The organism is Paenibacillus cymbidii, assembly GCF_004764705.1.
GTDB lineage: Bacteria > Bacillota > Bacilli > Paenibacillales > NBRC-103111 > Paenibacillus_AN > Paenibacillus_AN cymbidii.
This window is the reverse complement of the sequence record NZ_SHLX01000005.1, coordinates 67335-84119: the sequence shown is the minus strand read 5'-3', so window position 1 is coordinate 84119 and position 16785 is coordinate 67335. Positions and strand designations below refer to the sequence as shown.

The 16785-nt window shown below is 58.2% G+C and carries 16 protein-coding genes; 11 read left to right on the top strand and 5 right to left on the bottom strand.

Features of this window, described 5'->3' with window-relative positions; genetic code table 11:
- The 5 genes from EXY20_RS08995 to EXY20_RS08975 are packed head-to-tail and all read left to right on the top strand — an operon-like array spanning position 1 to position 3375.
- Entirely contained in the window at positions 1 to 381 is a 381-nt protein-coding gene (locus EXY20_RS08995) for a DUF2304 domain-containing protein (protein ID WP_135549942.1), read from the top strand.
- 34 nt (positions 382 to 415) lie between these two features.
- A complete protein-coding gene (locus EXY20_RS08990) occupies positions 416 to 733 on the top strand; it encodes an EamA family transporter (protein WP_135549940.1) in 318 nt (105 codons plus the stop codon).
- Between the two features lie 7 nt (positions 734 to 740).
- Positions 741 to 1784 (top strand): GNAT family N-acetyltransferase, encoded by a 1044-nt coding sequence (locus tag EXY20_RS08985; protein WP_135549938.1) that lies wholly within the window; start codon positions 741 to 743, stop codon positions 1782 to 1784.
- A gap of 35 nt (positions 1785 to 1819) precedes the next feature.
- Positions 1820 to 2479: a class I SAM-dependent methyltransferase gene (locus EXY20_RS08980; protein ID WP_135549936.1), complete on the top strand. Its 660-nt coding sequence runs from the start codon at positions 1820 to 1822 to the stop codon at positions 2477 to 2479.
- A complete protein-coding gene (locus EXY20_RS08975) occupies positions 2479 to 3375 on the top strand; it encodes a polysaccharide deacetylase family protein (RefSeq protein WP_135549934.1) in 897 nt (298 codons plus the stop codon). Before EXY20_RS08980 ends, EXY20_RS08975 begins: the two co-directional genes overlap by 1 nt.
- A gap of 12 nt (positions 3376 to 3387) precedes the next feature.
- On the opposite strand, the gene EXY20_RS08970 is transcribed toward EXY20_RS08975, so the two are convergent.
- Complete coding sequence (locus EXY20_RS08970; RefSeq protein WP_167859101.1) at positions 3388 to 4953, bottom strand: stalk domain-containing protein; 1566 nt, start codon at positions 4951 to 4953, stop codon at positions 3388 to 3390.
- A 130-nt stretch (positions 4954 to 5083) separates the two neighbouring features.
- Between EXY20_RS08970 and EXY20_RS08965 the strand changes: the two genes are divergently transcribed.
- On the top strand, positions 5084 to 5689 hold the full coding sequence (locus tag EXY20_RS08965) for a DUF3298 and DUF4163 domain-containing protein (protein WP_135549930.1): 606 nt from the start codon (positions 5084 to 5086) through the stop codon (positions 5687 to 5689).
- A gap of 171 nt (positions 5690 to 5860) precedes the next feature.
- Here the strand turns inward: EXY20_RS08965 and EXY20_RS08960 are convergent, their stop codons facing one another.
- Positions 5861 to 6892, bottom strand: a complete 1032-nt coding sequence (locus tag EXY20_RS08960; protein WP_135549928.1) for an aminoglycoside phosphotransferase family protein — start codon at positions 6890 to 6892, stop codon at positions 5861 to 5863.
- Between the two features lie 243 nt (positions 6893 to 7135).
- On the opposite strand from EXY20_RS08960, the gene EXY20_RS08955 reads away from it, so the two are divergent.
- Positions 7136 to 7978 (top strand): alpha/beta hydrolase, encoded by an 843-nt coding sequence (locus EXY20_RS08955; protein ID WP_135549926.1) that lies wholly within the window; start codon positions 7136 to 7138, stop codon positions 7976 to 7978.
- A 1-nt stretch (position 7979) separates the two neighbouring features.
- Here the strand turns inward: EXY20_RS08955 and EXY20_RS08950 are convergent, their stop codons facing one another.
- Entirely contained in the window at positions 7980 to 8237 is a 258-nt protein-coding gene (locus EXY20_RS08950) for a YkgJ family cysteine cluster protein (RefSeq protein ID WP_135549924.1), read from the bottom strand.
- A gap of 65 nt (positions 8238 to 8302) precedes the next feature.
- On the opposite strand from EXY20_RS08950, the gene EXY20_RS08945 reads away from it, so the two are divergent.
- Positions 8303 to 9010, top strand: coding sequence for a DNA alkylation repair protein (locus EXY20_RS08945; protein ID WP_135549921.1), 708 nt, complete (start codon positions 8303 to 8305; stop codon positions 9008 to 9010).
- Here EXY20_RS08945 and EXY20_RS08940 read toward each other — a convergent pair.
- Positions 9007 to 9867, bottom strand: coding sequence for an AraC family transcriptional regulator (locus EXY20_RS08940; protein ID WP_135549919.1), 861 nt, complete (start codon positions 9865 to 9867; stop codon positions 9007 to 9009). The genes EXY20_RS08945 and EXY20_RS08940 overlap by 4 nt on opposite strands.
- A 128-nt stretch (positions 9868 to 9995) precedes the next feature.
- On the opposite strand from EXY20_RS08940, the gene EXY20_RS08935 reads away from it, so the two are divergent.
- Together EXY20_RS08935 and rlmN are read left to right on the top strand one after the other, a co-directional pair.
- A complete protein-coding gene (locus EXY20_RS08935; protein WP_135549917.1) occupies positions 9996 to 13037 on the top strand; it encodes a glycoside hydrolase family 2 TIM barrel-domain containing protein in 3042 nt (1013 codons plus the stop codon).
- Positions 13038 to 13177: 140 nt separating this feature from the next.
- Complete coding sequence (rlmN, locus tag EXY20_RS08930; RefSeq protein ID WP_135549915.1) at positions 13178 to 14251, top strand: 23S rRNA (adenine(2503)-C(2))-methyltransferase RlmN; 1074 nt, start codon at positions 13178 to 13180, stop codon at positions 14249 to 14251.
- A 26-nt stretch (positions 14252 to 14277) separates the two neighbouring features.
- Here the strand turns inward: rlmN and EXY20_RS08925 are convergent, their stop codons facing one another.
- Positions 14278 to 15366: a tetratricopeptide repeat-containing glycosyltransferase family 2 protein gene (locus tag EXY20_RS08925; RefSeq protein ID WP_135549912.1), complete on the bottom strand. Its 1089-nt coding sequence runs from the start codon at positions 15364 to 15366 to the stop codon at positions 14278 to 14280.
- Between the two features lie 204 nt (positions 15367 to 15570).
- Here EXY20_RS08925 and EXY20_RS08920 point away from each other — a divergent pair, with 204 nt between their 5' ends.
- On the top strand, positions 15571 to 16671 hold the full coding sequence (locus tag EXY20_RS08920) for an SGNH/GDSL hydrolase family protein (RefSeq protein WP_135549910.1): 1101 nt from the start codon (positions 15571 to 15573) through the stop codon (positions 16669 to 16671).
- Positions 16672 to 16785: the final 114 nt, after the last annotated feature.

Genomic DNA, 16785 nt, shown 5'->3' with positions numbered 1-16785 from the left:
GTGTCCGGCAGCAATTTGGCCAGTGTGCAATTGATGGGAGCCGCATTCAGCCTGATCTTGCTCGTATCGGTGCTGTTCCTGGTTCGCGCGCGGATGATTCGCGAGAAATATTCGCTCGTCTGGTTCGTCATCGGCCTGTTCATGCTGGCGATGTCCGTGTTCAAAGGAGCGGTCGACTGGTTTTCCGGTTTGTTCGGTATCGATTATGCGCCGTCCGCTTTTTTTGCCATCCTCATCGTAAGCGCCTATTTGCTGCTGCTTCATATGAGCGTAAGCATATCGCGGATGAAGCTGCAGAACAAAACGCTGACGCAAGAGCTCGGCTTGACCAAGCTGCGGCTCGAAGAGCTGGAGAAAAAAGTGAGCGAGAGGAGAGATTAGCATCAAGCATCTGTTGCTGTTCGGAAGCGTGCTGATGACGGTGGCGGGCAGTACGCTGCTCAAGCTCGGCAGCCGCTCCGTACAATTCGAAGGTTCGCTGTTCGGCATTTTGCTCGGTTACTTGTCATCGCCGGCGATCGTCTCCGGCTTTCTCGTCTATGCGGTTGCCGCCATTCTTTGGGTCTATTGCCTGTCGGCGTTCGACCTCAGTTATGTCACTTTTGTAACGAGCGTCCAATATGTGCTGCTGATTCTGGTGTCGTTGTTCGTCTTCCACGAGGTGATCACGCCGATGAAATGGGCCGGCACGGCGGTCATTATGATCGGCGTCGTTATGTGGCTGAAAGGGTAGGGGAAGCATGTTCCGCATCGTTGCTTATTCGGACGCCTTGCAGGAGCCGTGGGACCGGCTCGCCCGGTCGGCCGGCACCGTGTTTCATACGACCGCAATTCGCCGTATTCTGCTCGAAAGCTTCGGCTATCGCTGTTGCTATCATGCCGTTGTCGACAGCGACAATCGGGTGCGGGCGCTCATTCCGCTGGTACGGGGGCGCAATCTCGGTTTGCGCAAGGCGGGAGTGTCGCTGCCTTTCGTCAACTACGTCGATCTGTGCGCGGACGGGGAAGAGGCGCTGCTTTATGCGCGCGAGATGCTGCCTGCGCTGCGCGGCTATTGCGGGCTCGATTATATCGAACTGCGGCTGAAGGATCAGCCGGCCCCCGGCGACGGTTGGCAGGAGCAGCTGCGTCACTTCACCTTTTCGCTGCCGCTCGCGGGCGGGGAAGAAACGGTGCTGGCGCTGTCAAGCGGCAGCAACCGGAATCACGTACGCAAAGTGTACCGGAGCGGCCGGTTCGACGTTTCGTTCGACCCTGCCCATCTGGACGCCTTTTACCGCGTTTATGCGACACGGATGAAGCAGCTCGGTTCGCCGGCGCCGGATGTGCGATTTTTCCGCCGGTTCCTGGAGTGGCTGCCCGAAGAAGCGCACTTGCTGACCGTGCTCGACGCCGCAACCGGCAGCGTCGCCGGCGGCATGCTGCTGCTGCTGAGCCCGGGCGACGAAACGCTATATTACCCGTACGGCGCCAATCTGGTCGCCTACAACAATTACTATTTGAACAATTTCATGTATTGGGAAGCGGTCCGGTTCGGCATCCGCCACGGCATGAAGCGGCTCGATCTCGGCCGCTCGCAGGCCGGCTCCGGCACGTACAAGTACAAAGAGCAGTGGGGCGCGCGCCCCGAACAGCTGCGGTACTGCACGTACGACGGCACAAGCAGTCCAAGCGGCCTGCCCGATCCGGAGCGGCTGCGGCTGTTCGTCGAGCTGTGGAAAAAAACGCCGCGCTTCATTACCGATCCGCTTGGCAAACGGCTTATCTCCTATGTATTTCCTTAACATTTCGGACGAACACAATCGGAGGAAACCGCGACATGAGCGCAACGAACTGGAAGCAATATTTCGATAAAAAAGCGGAAACGCACGGCGCGTCCGTGCAAACGTCCGATTATTTCAATGAGGAAAGCTTTTTCCGTCAGCGCGACAATACGCTGCGCTGGCTGGGAGCCGTATCGGGCAAAACGGTGCTCGATGCGGGCTGCGGCGTTGGCGCGTTCAGCGAGCCGCTCGTTCGCGGCAATGTCGTCACCGGCGTCGATTTTTCCGAGAAGAGCCTGGCATACGCGGCGAAACGCGGGCTGCGCACGTCGTCGGCGGATTTGACCGCGCTGCCGTTCGCGGACGGCCACTTCGACGTTGTGCTCTGCATCGGCGTCATCCAGTTGATCCCGAACTACAAGCCGGTCCTGCGGGAGCTGGCGCGGGTGACGAAGCCGCGGGGGACGCTGCTCGTGCAGACGCTGAACCGGGGTTCGGTGCAGCGCAAGCTGCTCGGACTCGTCGAGAAGACGAAAAAGTTCGACACGATGTATGCGATGAAAGACATGGCGCGGGATTTCGCCGAATTGGGTTTGACCGACATCGCCTTTCTGAATCAATATCATCCGTTCAAGTTTACGACGAGCGGCCGTTCGGCCGGAATCGTTCCTCATCTGCTATCCACTTCGTTCGCCATCAAGGGGTGCAAACGCTGATGCCTTCTCCCGAAACGGTCCGTGCCCGCCGCGGCGACGCCGAGTCGGTGCCGGCCGTGGACAACATGCTCACCTTCGACATCGAAGAATGGTTTCACGCCAATTACGACGGGCTGGCGCTGCCGAAGTCGGCGGGCGGCTCCAATTTTCGCGCCAATATGGACGCTTTGCTGCGGCTTTGCGGCGAAACGGGCAGCAAGGCTACCTTTTTCGTTCTGGGCACGATCGGCGAGCAGTATCCCGACGTCGTCAAGGCGATCGTCCGCGAAGGACACGACGTCGCTTCCCACGGCTACGGGCACGAGCTGGCGTATCGGCAAACGTTCGAGCAGTTTTACGCGGATGTGAAGAAGTCCGTCGACATCCTGGAGCATGTGACGGGGACCAAGGTGATTGGCTACCGTGCGCCTTCGTGGTCGATCGTGGCGCGCAATCTGCATTATTTGGAAGCGCTTGAGCGGATCGGGATCAAGTACGACGCCAGCATTTTTCCGGTGAAAACGTTTCTGTACGGCATCCCGGAAGCACCGACGCACGTCCACAAGCCGATTGTCGGCGGCCGCGAGCTCGATTTGTTCGAGGTGCCGATGTCGGTCATGAACGTGCCGGGAAGAAGAGTAGGCTACTCGGGCGGGTTCTATTTTCGCCTGTTTCCGTCCTTCCTCATCAAGCGTACGATTGAAGCCGCCAACCGGCAGGGCCGCAGCGCGATCGTTTATTTGCACCCGCGGGAAATCGATGCCGGCGAACGAAAGCTGGTGCTGCCGTACAAGGAGCATTTTATCCACTATTACAACGTGCGCGGCACGAAGGCGAAGCTGGAATCGGTGCTGCGCCGGTTCCGCTTCGTCTCCGTGACCGACCATTTGCGGCGGTGCCATGGTTTGCAGGCGTAAAGGGACGCCTGGTTATTTGCGCTCCAGCTCCCGCAAAGTCGATACGATGGCGGCCAACTCGCGTTTGGCCGCTTCTTCGTTGTCGGCGGGCGAGATTATCACCATACGATAGTAAGCCGTCTTGGACTCCAGAATCACGATTTGTTCGACGTAGCCGATCTCCCCGGAGTAATACGCCGCCCCTTGGAAGCCGGACCATGGACCGAATTCTTTCCGAACCGGTTCGTTAAAACGGAAATAGTCAGGCACGGATGATTTCATGATGGTTACCAGACTGCGCCAGTACTCGTCAAGGTCAGGGAGGTAAGAGAGATTGCGTTTGGTTTCCTTAACGACATACAGCATGTCTTTGTCTGGAGTCTGCGCTGAAAAGACGATGAGCGTGTTTGTCGGTTTGTCCAGCCGCTGCCATTTACGGCTAAGTTCGATTGTATTCAAACCGTCGTAAGAATAACCGGTGTTTAGAGAAGAATATATACGCACCGCGCCCTTCGAATTGTCCCACGTTACGTCGTAGCCAAGCGATTCGCCGATAAACCGGGTCGGTACGAAGGTATAGTCGCCCGCCAGCTTCGGCGGTTCCGACAATTCGTAAGTGGCGCCGTTGACCGTCGCCTGCTTGCTTCCGATTTGCAGCCGCAGCGTCAACCCCGGCTTGCTGCCGACGATCGTTTGCGTTTCGCTGTCCCATTCCAGCGCAAGACCCAACGCTTCGAACAACGGGCGGAATTGCACGAGTGTCGTACTGTTTTCGATCATGGGCTGCACATCGAAAAAAACGCGCTTCCCATCCAAATAAACCGGTGTTTGGGTGAATTTCCCCGGCAAGCGGCCGGTTTCGTTCACCGAGGCGCCGTGTCTGCGCATCGTGGAGATGTCGCTTTCCGCCTGTTCGTCAAGCGGATTGTCGTTCACATGAATGTCGTACAGCTCAGGCGCGTCAAGCAACGGATGAACATTCACGATCCGGTTGTGGTCCGCATAGAGATGCTCCAGCGCAGGAAGTCCGGATAACGGCGACAAATCGGCAATCCGGTTGTTTTCTACGGAGAGCCATCTAAGCTTCTTCATCGTTTTGGCTAATTCGACGCTCGTCAATTGATTGTCTCCGGCAAGCAAATCGGTGATGTTCGTCAGGCCGGACAAACAATCCAGGTTGGCGATGCGATTGCGGCTGACAATCAGTTGATGAAGCTTGGTGAGCGAAGCAAGTGGGCATGCATCGACAATTTCGTTGTCGTTCAAAGCGAGAATGCCCAGCTTCGTCAGCTTGGATAGCGGTGTCAAATCGGAGATGGCTTGATTCGGCGCATAAAAACTGATCAGATTGACCGCATATTCCAGGCCGGCTAGGCTTGTAATTTTATCCTCGGGTCTTGGAAAGAAGGAAGTCAGCTTCAGCAGATCGTCCGCATTCAATTCCCGATCCGCTATTTGCAATTGCGCGCGCACGGCTTGCTCCAATACCGGATCCTGGAAGTGGACCGGCTGTGTTGTGGAAGCTGAGGCAGCCGGAAGGCCGGGCAGCGCCGCGGAAATGAACAGCAATAAAACGAGCAGGGTCAATCGAGAACCCATGGACAACATTCTCCTTTTTATAAAATAATGGTATTCTTTACATTCCACATGATCGTCCGGAATCCTTTTTCTTCTTTGGCGCATAGGCTATTGCATATAATAGCTAAGCCAGAGAAGGAGCGGAATTTGCTTGAATACGATTGCCACACCGCCGATAGTCCGCACGTACCATGTGGTTCAGCCGCATTTTGACGTCAAATATCCGAATGTGGAAAGCGCCGTGCAAGGGCAGGCCACGCCGGCCATCAACGAACGGCTGCTGCGCGAGATGCACCGGCTGATCGGCCCGCCGGCCGGACCGCAGGAGCAGAAAGACGTGACCGGCGGCTTCGAAATCAAATCGAACGAGCGCAACGTGCTCAGCATCGCCTTGATCGTGTATACGTACACCGGCGGCGCGCACGGCATGACGTATATCAAGTCGTCGACGTTCGACGTCCGTTCGGGTCGCGCGTATACGCTGGCGGAGCTGTTCAAGCCGAACAGCGGCTACGAAGTGCGGCTGAACCGGATCATCCGCGCGCAGATCGCCGCCCGCAAGCTGCCGCTGCTGTCGCCGTATACGGGCATCAAGCCGGACCAGGATTTTTACATCGCCGACAAAGCGCTGGTCGTTTATTTTCAGCTGTACGATTTGACGCCGTATGCGTATGGGCTGACCTATTTTCCGATATCGGTCTACGAGCTCGAGGATATTGTTGCCTTGGACGGGCCGCTCGGGCGCATGATCGGGTAGCAGCGGAGAATGGCGAAATAGGCCATCTTTTGTGGCCTATTTCGTCAAAAATGACCGTTCTCGAAGAAATAGCCAGTCATTTCACTGGCTATTTGGGATGAGGCCTCCGAAATGGGGGGAATAGGCCACTTTTTATGGCCAATTTATCTCCGAGGGAAATCGTACAAACGGTCATTGTTCATTCCTTAATTCATAGATTTGTTGCAGGGTTTGAATGTGCAGCATTCTTACGTCATCCGATTCTTGAAGCTTGTTTCCCGATCTTGCGTTCATATACCCCTCCACAAGCCTGTACCCGAACTTAAGCAGAATCATTTCATAAACACAGTTATCCGTGATGGGTGAAAGATCCGCATATTCCGAAAAGCCCTTGTAATACGCCGGGATACATCTGCGGTAGTATTCGATCATATGTTCAATATCGGCTTCGTCCGCGATAAGACTTGCCATATCTTCCCCTAAATAGCCCCACCCCGCGGTATCCCAGTCGATGAGGATGGTTTTACCGTCTGGGCAGATTATGTTTGTCACCCAAAAATCCCTGTGGCACAGCACAATCGGCAGCTTTTCAATACGGTTGAATATTTGGTCCGCGCTTTCATCCATGTCGATGAGCATTTTGCCTAAGTGTTTCGGAATTTCGCAATCGCTTGCGCGTATATAATCGTACACTTTTTTCCATGACCGATAATGAAAATAGTTGTTCTTCATGTACTCTACTTTGCTCAGGTTGGACAACTTCAGTAAAAATGCGGGCTGTTCGGCATATAACTTGCCTTGGAACCGTCCTAATTCCTCGGCTGCGCGTTCATACCTATCGCCGGTCAAGTCCAAACCCGATATGCCGTCGATATATTCGATCCAGATCTGCGTCCGGTTTTCTTCTTCGTTCATCTGGGCGTGATAACATTCAGGCCATCGGAATGATTCGGAAAACAGCATGCCGAAGTCGGTTTGATACAAATCATATTCCCTGCGCCATGAATCGGGGTCGCTGTAGCGTTCCCATTTCTTCTGCGTTTTTGAAACGATTTTATAAGGCAATTTCCCGCCGTCAGCGGTGGTGGCATTGCCGGTCACAAGCTGTACATCTCCCAATGTGCCGCCGCGTAATGGTTTCATATGGAAATCGACGCCGATTATTTTTGTGCCGAGCATTTTGCTTAGAATCCGGGACAAAGTTTCAACTTTTAATTCGTTCATGACGCAATCCTCCAATCGTTGTTTTCAAAAAGTCGAACCATGATGATCATGTGCCTTTTCCTCGATTGGAAAATGATATCATTTTTATTGCCGATTGGTCTCAGGTAAAGAATGGCCATAATAAAAGTTTCCTGGCCGACAGCTTAATTTTTGACTACGGCAGGACCTTTCCGGCTCGTCGTTGACAGCCCGGGAAGCAACCTGTTACGCTTGGGGCAAATGGGTAAAGCGAGCGTGATCCGAATGTCTTATCAGGAGTTTGCTTGGACATGCGCGGACGGCACGAGCCAGTTCGCCTGCGAGTGGAAGCCGGATTCGCGCGGCGAAGTCAAAGCGGCGGTCGGCATCGTCCACGGAATGGGCGAACACGCGGGCGGCTACGCGCATGTCGGGCGCATGTTTGCGGAAGCGGGGTACGCGGCGATCGCCTACGACCAGCGCGGGCACGGGCGAACGGCGGGGAAACGCGGCCATACGCCCGATTATGAAGCGCTGCTGGACGGCGTCGACCGGCTGCTTGCGGAGATGGCGGCGCGCCATCCGGGCAAACCGCGTCTGTTGTACGCGCACAGCATGGGAGGCAATGTGGCGCTGACGTATGCGATCCGCCGGCAGCCCGAGCTGGCGGGCATCGTCGTCTCCGGGCCGTGGCTGCGGCTCGCTTTCGAGCCGCCGATGCTGACGGTTGCGATCGGAAGAATCATGGAGCTAATCGTGCCTTCCTGGTCGAACGCGCGGCCGGGACGGGTCGATCATTTGACAAGCGATCCGGCGATGGCGCAGGCGATTCAGACCGATTCGCTGCGGCATGGGGTTATTACGGCGCGGTTTTTTTTCTCGGTGCAGCGGGCGGCGCGGCAAACGATGGCGGATGCGGCGAAACTGCGCGTGCCCACGCTGATCATGCATGCCGCGGAGGATAAAGTGACGTCGGACCAGGCGAGCCGGACGTTTGCGCAGCGGGCGGGCGAGCGGTGCGAATTCGTGTCTTGGGAAGGGTTCGGGCACGAGCTGCACAACGAGGTGCGGCGCAGCGACGTGTTCGCGTATGTGCTGGACTGGATGGAGAAGCAACTAAACGGGTAACTCATTCCGGTCGGGTGGCGCGCTCCAATTGCTCGAGATAACGAAAGGCGTGTTCGTTCGATTGGCCGCACATATCGGCCGACGCTTGCAGGCTGCCGCACACGGCAGGGCGCTCGGGACGACCGAACAGCATACATTTGTTGTCCGGCGTCAGCTGCACGCAGCGTACGCCGGCCGGTTTGCCTTGCGGCATGCCGGGGATCGGCGACGAGATGGATACGACGATGCAGCAGGCGGCACAGCCGATTCGGCATTCCACGTCGGATCAACTCCTTTGAATGGATTGTACCATAAGAGCCAATCAAGGAAAGGACGGATCGACCCATGGAATTGCAAGAAGTCATGAGCCGGCTTGAAGAGCTCGGCAGCGAACAAACGAAACGGACGTTTCGCAACCACGGCGCTCCGGAGCCGCTGTTCGGCGTGAAGATCGGCGATCTGAAGCCGCTGGCGAAATCGGTGCGCAAAGACCGGCAGCTGGCGCTCGACTTGTTCGCGACCGGCAATTCCGACGCGATGTATTTGGCCGGTCTGTCGATCGATCCGCAGACGATGGACAAGCCGCTGCTGCGGGCATGGGCGCGCCAGGCGAGCTGGTACATGCTGGCCGAAACGACGGTGGCGGGCGTTGCGGCGGAGAGCGGGCATGGCCGCGATCTGGCGGAAGAATGGATCCGCTCCGCAGAGGAAATGATCGCCACATGCGGATGGAGCACGTACGCGCATTACGTGTCGCTGACGCCGGACAACGAGCTCGACATCGATCGCATTCGCGCGCTGCTGGACGAAATCGCGGCGACGATTCACCAGGCGCCGAACCGCGTGCGTTATACGATGAACGCGTTCGTCATCGCTGTCGGCTCCTATGTGGAGCCGCTGCACGAGCATGCGCTGCAGGCGGCGGCGCAAATCGGCAAAGTGAACGTCGATGTTGGCCAAACGGCCTGCAAGGTGCCGCTCGCCGGAGCGTACATCGCCAAAACCGTCGCCGCCGGCAAGCTCGGCAAGAAGAAAAAAACGTGCATCTGCTAATCGTCGCTTCCAGTCATACCGGCTGCGTATGACGAAGGCGTGACGCCGAACTCGCGGCGGAACAACCGCGTCAAGTACACCGGCTCCATGCCGATATAAGCGGCCGTTTGGCGCACGGTCATATGCGGATGCTCGCGAAGCAGCGTGCGTGCGGTTTGCAGGCGGATGCGCAGCAAATATTGCATCGGCGTCACGCCGAGCCGCGCGCGGAACAGGCGGACGAGCTGCTTCTGCGAATAGCCGATGCGTGCGCTCAGCTCGGTCATCGTTACTTCGCGCTGCAGATGGTCATGAAGGAATCGTACGGCATTGTCCACAACGGACCGGCGCAGCTGCGCCGGGTCGGGAGTTGCGGCGCGAAAAGGGGGGGCTTCGGCGGAAGCCTCCTTTTTGAGCGCGAGCAGGAAGGCGAACAGCGTCTCCGCCGCCTGCCAACAATCGTAGCCATGGCCCAGCATGCGCCACATCGCTTCGAGCAGCGCAAACAGCCGCGACGTATCCCCCAGCTTGCGCTGCAGCGGCGTTTCGCCGAAGCCCCATTCCCGCAGCACGCCGGGCGTGCGTTCGAAATAGGTCACGTAGCCGACTTGCCACGGTTCGTCGCCTTGCGGCACATATTCGTGCGGCAGGTCCGAAGGGATGAACAGCAGCGAACCCGGCTCGACAATGTCCCATTTCTTCTCGCCGAGCGGACGGAACGAACCGCTACCGGCGAACGTCACGAACAGCTGGTTGGCCGAAAATCCTTTCAGTCGCGACATCGCCCGCTGCTCTTCCGTGCCCACGGTGTACACAATCAGCGGCACGTCGTCCTTCGTTTGCGGGTGCAGATTCGTTCGGAGCCGGAGCAGCTTCATAGGGTGACGGCCTCTTTCGATGTCCATTTTGTACGGCATTTTGTCCGATTAAGTGCTAGGCACCATTATACCGGATTTTTATAATAAAAACAGACGTGTCTACCTTAATGCGAGGAGCGATGGAGCAAATGATAGCGGTGCCAAAATATTGGGAAGATCCGCAGCTGCTGCAAGTAAACCGGTTGAAGCCGCGGGCGTACTACATTCCGTACGCGGACGAAAGCGCCGCCGCAGCGCGCCGGCGGGGCGACTCCCCTTTTTACCGTACATTGAACGGGAGCTGGAAGTTTTCCTATGTGCCGAGCGTAAGGGACGTGCAGGACGGCTTCTATAAGGAAGCTTACGATGCCAGCGGCTGGGACGACTTGATTGTGCCGTCCTGCTGGCAGACGAGCGGCTACGACCAGCTTCATTACACGAACGTCAATTATCCGATTCCGTGCGATCCGCCCTACGTGCCGGACGAAAATCCGGCCGGGCTGTACGTGCGCGAATTCAACGTGGCGGAAGGCTGGAGCGGCAAACAGATCAACATCGTGTTCGAAGGCGTCAATTCCTGTTTCTACTTGTGGGCGAACGGTTCGTTCGTCGGCTACAGCCAGGGCAGCCGGGTGCCGGCGGAATTCGATCTGAGCCCGTACGTGCGCGCGGGCCGCAACAAAATTGCCGTGATGGTGCTCAAGTGGTGCGACGGCACGTACTTGGAGGATCAGGATTTGTGGCGGTATTCCGGCATTTTCCGCGACGTGTACTTGCTCGCGCGGGAATCGGTTCATGTCCTGGACGTGTTCAACCGTCAGGAGCTGGCGGCCGATTTCGGCAGCGCGGTGCTTCGTTCGGAGATTGTCGCTTCCGGGCGGACGAACGTGCGCGCCGACCTTAAGGACGCGGACGGCCGTACGGTCGCTTCCGGCAGCGCGGACATCGACGGTTCTGGCGCGATTGAGCTTGCCATAAGCGATCCGGTGCTGTGGAACGCGGAGCAGCCGTATTTATACAAGCTGTTCGTTTACGCCGGCGGGGAAGTGCTCGCTTTTCCGGTCGGCTTCCGCAAGGTGGATATAACGGACGGCGTCTTCCGCATCAACGGCAAGGCGGTCAAGCTGAAGGGCGTTAACCGCCACGACTCGCATCCCGAGCTCGGCCAGACGATTCCGATCCGGCACATGACCGAGGATCTTGAGCTGATGAAACGGCATAACGTCAACACGATCCGCACATCGCATTACCCGAACGATCCGCGGTTCCTCGATTTGTGCGACGAATACGGCTTCTATGTCGTCGACGAAGCCGACCTCGAATGCCACGGCATCGGCAGCGCGGAAGGCTGGGCGGAAGGCGCGTTCCACAAACTGTCGGCCAATCCGGCGTGGAAGGAAGCGTTCGTCGATCGTGCGGCGCGCATGGTCGAACGCGACAAAAACCATGCCTGCGTCGTCATCTGGTCGATGGGCAACGAGTCCGGTTACGCCGGCAACCATATCGCCATGGCGGAATGGACGCGGCAGCGAGACACGTCTCGCCCCGTGCATTATGAAGGGGCGGCGGCGATTTACCGCGGCAGCGCCGATACGGCCTGCCTCGATATGGAAAGCCGGATGTACGCAACGGTTGAATTCATCGAAACGTACGCGAAGGACGAGGCGAATAAGAAGCCGCTGTTCCTGTGCGAATACAGCCATGCGATGGGCAACGGACCGGGCGACCTGGCCGATTACTGGCGGGCGATTTATCGCTATCCGAAGCTGATGGGCGGCTGTGTCTGGGAGTGGTGCGACCACGGCATCAAAACCGCAACGGCTGACGGAACGCCGTTCTTCGCCTATGGCGGCGATTTCGGCGACAAGCCGAACGACGGCAACTTCTGCATCGACGGCCTCGTTTCGCCGGATCGGATTCCGCACACCGGGCTGCTGGAGCTGAAGCAGGTGATCGCGCCCGTGCTGATCGAGGCGGAAGATTTGGCCGGCGGCAAACTAATCGTTACGAATCGTTACGATTTTATCGGCCTTGGCGATGTGGTCCTGCACTGGCGGGTCGAAAAGGACGGCGACATCGTCCGCCAAGGCGTCGTGCGCGGCGTGGAGGCGGGGCCGCAGCAATCGGCGGCGATCGCGCTGTGGGACGAAGCGGCGCAATGGAGCGGCGGCAGCCACTATTTGACGCTGTCCTGCTGCACGGAAACGGCGACGCGCTGGGCCGACGCCGGGCATGAGCTTGCGTTTGAGCAGTTTGAGTTGCCGGCGGTTCCGGCTGCGTCTGCAGCACCGGCTTCGGCGACACCATCGGCGGATGCTGACATTCGCGTGGCGCTTGATGGCGAGCTGCTGACCGTGGAAGGCTTCGACTTCCGTCACCGCTTTGATCTCGGCGCCGGCGCATTCGTGGCAATTACCAAACACGGCGTGAACATGTTGGCCGCACCGACGCGCTTCGCCATCTGGCGCGCGCCGACGGACAACGACCGCAACGAGCGCAAAGGCTGGGAAACCGAAGGCTTCGACCGCGCCGGCATGAAGGTGTACAGCAGCAGTTGGTTGCAGCCGGACGCGGGAACCGTTGAAATCCGCACCTCCTACGCGCTTGCGGGGTATATTCGTTATCCGTATTTGCGCGGCGAAGCGGTATGGACGGTCGACGGCAGCGGTGCGGTCCACCTGTCGACGCAGGTCGAGGTGCGCGAGAGCATCGAATATTTGCCGCGTTTCGGCTTGCAGCTGACGATGCCCGCGGGCACCGAAGAAGTCGACTATTTCGGCAACGGCCCGCACGAAAGCTATATCGACAAGCGGCAGAGCGTGCACAAAGGCTTGTACCGCACGACGGTCGACGATTTGCACCAGTCTTACGTCATGCCGCAGGAGAACGGCTCGCGTTTTGATACTGCATGGGCGGTTGTGACGAACAAGCTCGGCATGGGGCTCAAGTTCAGCGGACCGGCCGCTTTCTCCTTCAATGCGTCGCACTATACGCCGGAGGATTTGACCGCCGCGCTGCATACGTACGAATTGGTCAAACGCAAGGAAACGATCGTCCATCTCGACTACAAAATGAGCGGCGTCGGCTCCAATTCGTGCGGACCGAAGCTGCTGCCGGACTATCAGTTGAAGGAAAAAACGTTCGCTTTTGCAATCACCTTGCTGCCGTTGTTCAAGGAAGACGGCGTGTAGGTCGGCGGTTATGGCGCCGACATTCGGTATAAAGGCAGGCTCCCGTGGCGGAGTCTGTCTTTTGCCGGTTTTGCCGATTGCGCTTGTGTTCCGCGGCGCTTTTCGGGATAATAGGAGGTGGAAAAAGGGGCTGGAAACCGATGAAGCAAACGATATACGATTTAACGTTCGAGCAATTGGCCGGCTGGCTGGAATCGCGCGAGCACCGCAAGTTTCGCGCCCAGCAAGTATGGGACTGGCTGTACCGGAAACGGGCGACGAGCTTCGACGCGATGGAAGGCGTAAACGCCGGGTGCCTGGAACTGCTAAGGGACCATTTCCGGATCGTTACGCTGGCGGAACACGTGAAGCAGCAGTCGGCGGACGGCACGGTCAAGTTTTTGTTCCGGCTGTCGGACGGCCACTTGATCGAAACGGTGCTGATGCGCCACAAGTTCGGCTTGTCGGTGTGCGTCACGACGCAGGTCGGCTGCAACATCGGCTGCAGCTTTTGCGCGAGCGGCTTGATCGCCAAGCAGCGCGACCTCACGAGCGGTGAAATCGCCGAGCAGGTTGTGACCGTGCAGCGGTTTCTCGACGCGGCGGGTCAGGATGAGAAAGTGAGCCACATCGTGGTGATGGGCATTGGCGAGCCGTTCGACAATTACGAGCATGTGATGAACTTCCTGCGCATCGTCATCGACCACAAGGGGCTGGCGATCGGCGGCCGCCATATTACCGTTTCGACCAGCGGGCTCGAAGCCAAAATCCGCACGTTCGCCGACAGCGGCATGCCGGTCAATTTGGCGATTTCGCTGCATGCGCCGACGGATGAGCTGCGCACCCGCATCATGAAAATCAACCGCGCCATTCCGCTCGACAAGCTGATGGCGGCGATCGATTATTATTTGGCGGCGACGAAGCGGCGGTTGACGCTGGAGTATATTTTGCTGCGCGACGTCAACGACCGGCGCGAGCACGCGGAGCAGTTGGCCGATCTGATCGCGGATCGCCGCGAGCTGGTCAACGTCAACCTGATCCCGTACAACCCGGTGGATGAGCACAGCCAGTACCAGCGCAGCGACAAGGAAACGATTCGCGCGTTCTACGACACGTTGAAGAAGCGGCAGGTGAGCTGCAGCGTCCGGCTGGAGCACGGCACGGATATCGATGCCGCCTGCGGCCAGCTGCGCAGCAAACAAATGCAGGCCACTCTCGCCCCCCTCGAAACTTGAGGGGGGTTTTGTCGCCTTATCACCCGTCACATGTCGACGGGCTCGCGTTTCGCCAGCGCCGCTTCCAAATAGGCTTTGTTGGCAACAATGCTCGCGTCGTCCGGCCGATACCGGCGAGCTTCTTCGTTATGTCGGAATGCAAGCTCCAGTTCCCCAAGCTTATCATAGCAAACACACAACTGCAGATGGGGCAGCCAGGTGGAGCAGGCGCGGTTGGTCAGCGCCCATGTCGTCGTCTGGCCGACCTGCAGCGCCTGATGATACCAGTAGGACGCCGAGCGATACTCCTCCCGCTGCATCAAATAATAGCCCAGCCGGCAGCACGTTTCCGCACGCGGCGCACCATACAGAAACGACCGCAACACCCATTCCATCTCCGCATCCTCATCGCCCAGCGCGTGATAACAATCGGCCAGTTTTCCGCAGGCGGCGATGTTGTCTTCCGACCAGCCAGCGCCGGTGCCGAGAAATTGCTCGTAGTAATGAATCGCCCGGTTCAAATAGCGATGATCCATCAGCTCGTTGGCGAAGTAGATCAGGTCGCGCGGGGACAACTGTTCGCCACGGGCCGCTTTCCGTTCGTATATGCGCAGGTTGCGATCGCTGTCATGGCGCAATGCGCGGTGAGTGACGGCAATATCGCTCTGCAGATGGTTGCCCCAGACATCCAAATATTCATGAACGGCGCCGATCCACCTGTAACCATTCGCCCGCTTGACCAACCGGTTGCGGCGAATGCTGGACGTGATGTTGCCGTATTCGTCGAATGCCAGATGATATGCCATGTTGACGTAGTCGACGCTTGGCTCGAGCGTCAGCTTGAGCGCGGCAAGCTTGTGCCGGTCGTCCTCTTCAAGCATGTCGTCCGCATCGAGCCATAAAATGTAGTCCATCGTCGCCAGGCTGAACGCATAGTTGCGGGCGGCGGCAAAATCGTCGATCCAGACAAAATCATGGATAGAATCCGTGTAGCGGCTGACAACGGCCTTCGTTTCATCGGTGGAGCCCGTGTCGACAATCACGATTTCATCGGCAATGCCGGCAACGGAATCGAGGCACCGGCCGATATGATCTTCCTCGTTTCTGACGATCATACACAAGCTGATGGAAGGCATGATTTCCACTCCCCGGTATCGTGATGCTGCTAGGATATTCGCCCGGAATCGGAATGGTGAGCCGGAGATGCGGCGCTCGAAATCGGATTGGCCAAATCGGACAACACCAGGCAAGCATCGCAAAAATGGATTGTTCCCGGCTGCTGTTAGCGGCTTATATAATAGGGGCGTGCGTGTGGAAGCGAAAGCAAGGGGAGCGGACGAATGGGGGAACATGATCAAAACGAAGTGCAGCAGCTCGATGCGAGCATGAAAACAAGCAAGGTAACGCTGCGGGAATGGGAATGGTTTTCGCCGCAACAGCCGCCGTTCCGGGTGACCGGGCTGCCCTGGTTCGGCGAGGAGGGCTTGTATCGTCGCTTGCCGCAGCAGCCGCCGGAGCAGATCCGTCCGGAGGTCGACCGGCTGGCCGACTATCCGACAGGGGCGCAGCTGCGGTTTGCGACCGATTCGCCGAAGCTTGCGGTGCAGGTCGAGTTGGCGGCGCCGGCGGGAATGTACCAGATGCCGGCGACGGGCCAATGCGGTATCGATTGTTACATGGGGCCGATCGGCAATATGACCTATGTCGGCACAGCCAAGTTTGCCGCCGACGCCGCTGCGTACGAGGCGGTGTTGTTCGACGGTGCGGCTGCCGAGTGGCGGGAGGTGACGCTCAACATGCCGCTGTATCAAGGCGTGAGGCGGATAACCGTCGGTTTGGCGTCGACGGCAGGCTTGCGGCCGTTCGCGGGGTTCGCGAGCGGCAAGCGGGTGCTGCTGTACGGCACCTCAATTACGCACGGCGCTTGTGCGACAAGGCCGGGAATGGCGTATCCGAACGTGCTCAGCCGGATGTTTCCGATCGAGTTCGTCAGCTTCGGCTTCTCCGGCAACGCGCAGGGGGAGCCGGGGGTGGCGCGGCTTATCGCCGGCGTAGACGAGCCGGCGCTTCTGGTGCTCGATTACGAAGGCAATACGCCGAGCACGGAGCGACTGTCGGTTTCGCTGCCTGAGTTTATCTCGATTGTCCGGGAGCGTCATCCGGAGGTGCCGATTCTCGTGATATCGCAAATTCCGCTCGCCCGCGAGTCGTACGATGGCGACATGCTGCGGCGCCGGCTGGAGCGCAAGCACATCCAGCTCGCCACGGTCGAACGGCTCTGCGCCGCCGGCGACAGCAACGTGCATTTCTGCGACGGCGAATCGCTGCTCGGCGCCGACTGGCACGAATGTACGACGGACGGCATTCATCCTTCCGATCTTGGTTATTATCGCATCGCACATGCGCTTCGGCCGATTATTGCCGGGCTGCTGCGGTGGTGAACCGTCGAAATAAGCCATGTTTTATTGGCTATTGTGTCAAAAAGGAAGGGCAGTAAAGAAATAACCAGTGAAATCACTGGCTATTTCCGGGAAAAGGTCGATTTTAAAGCTGTT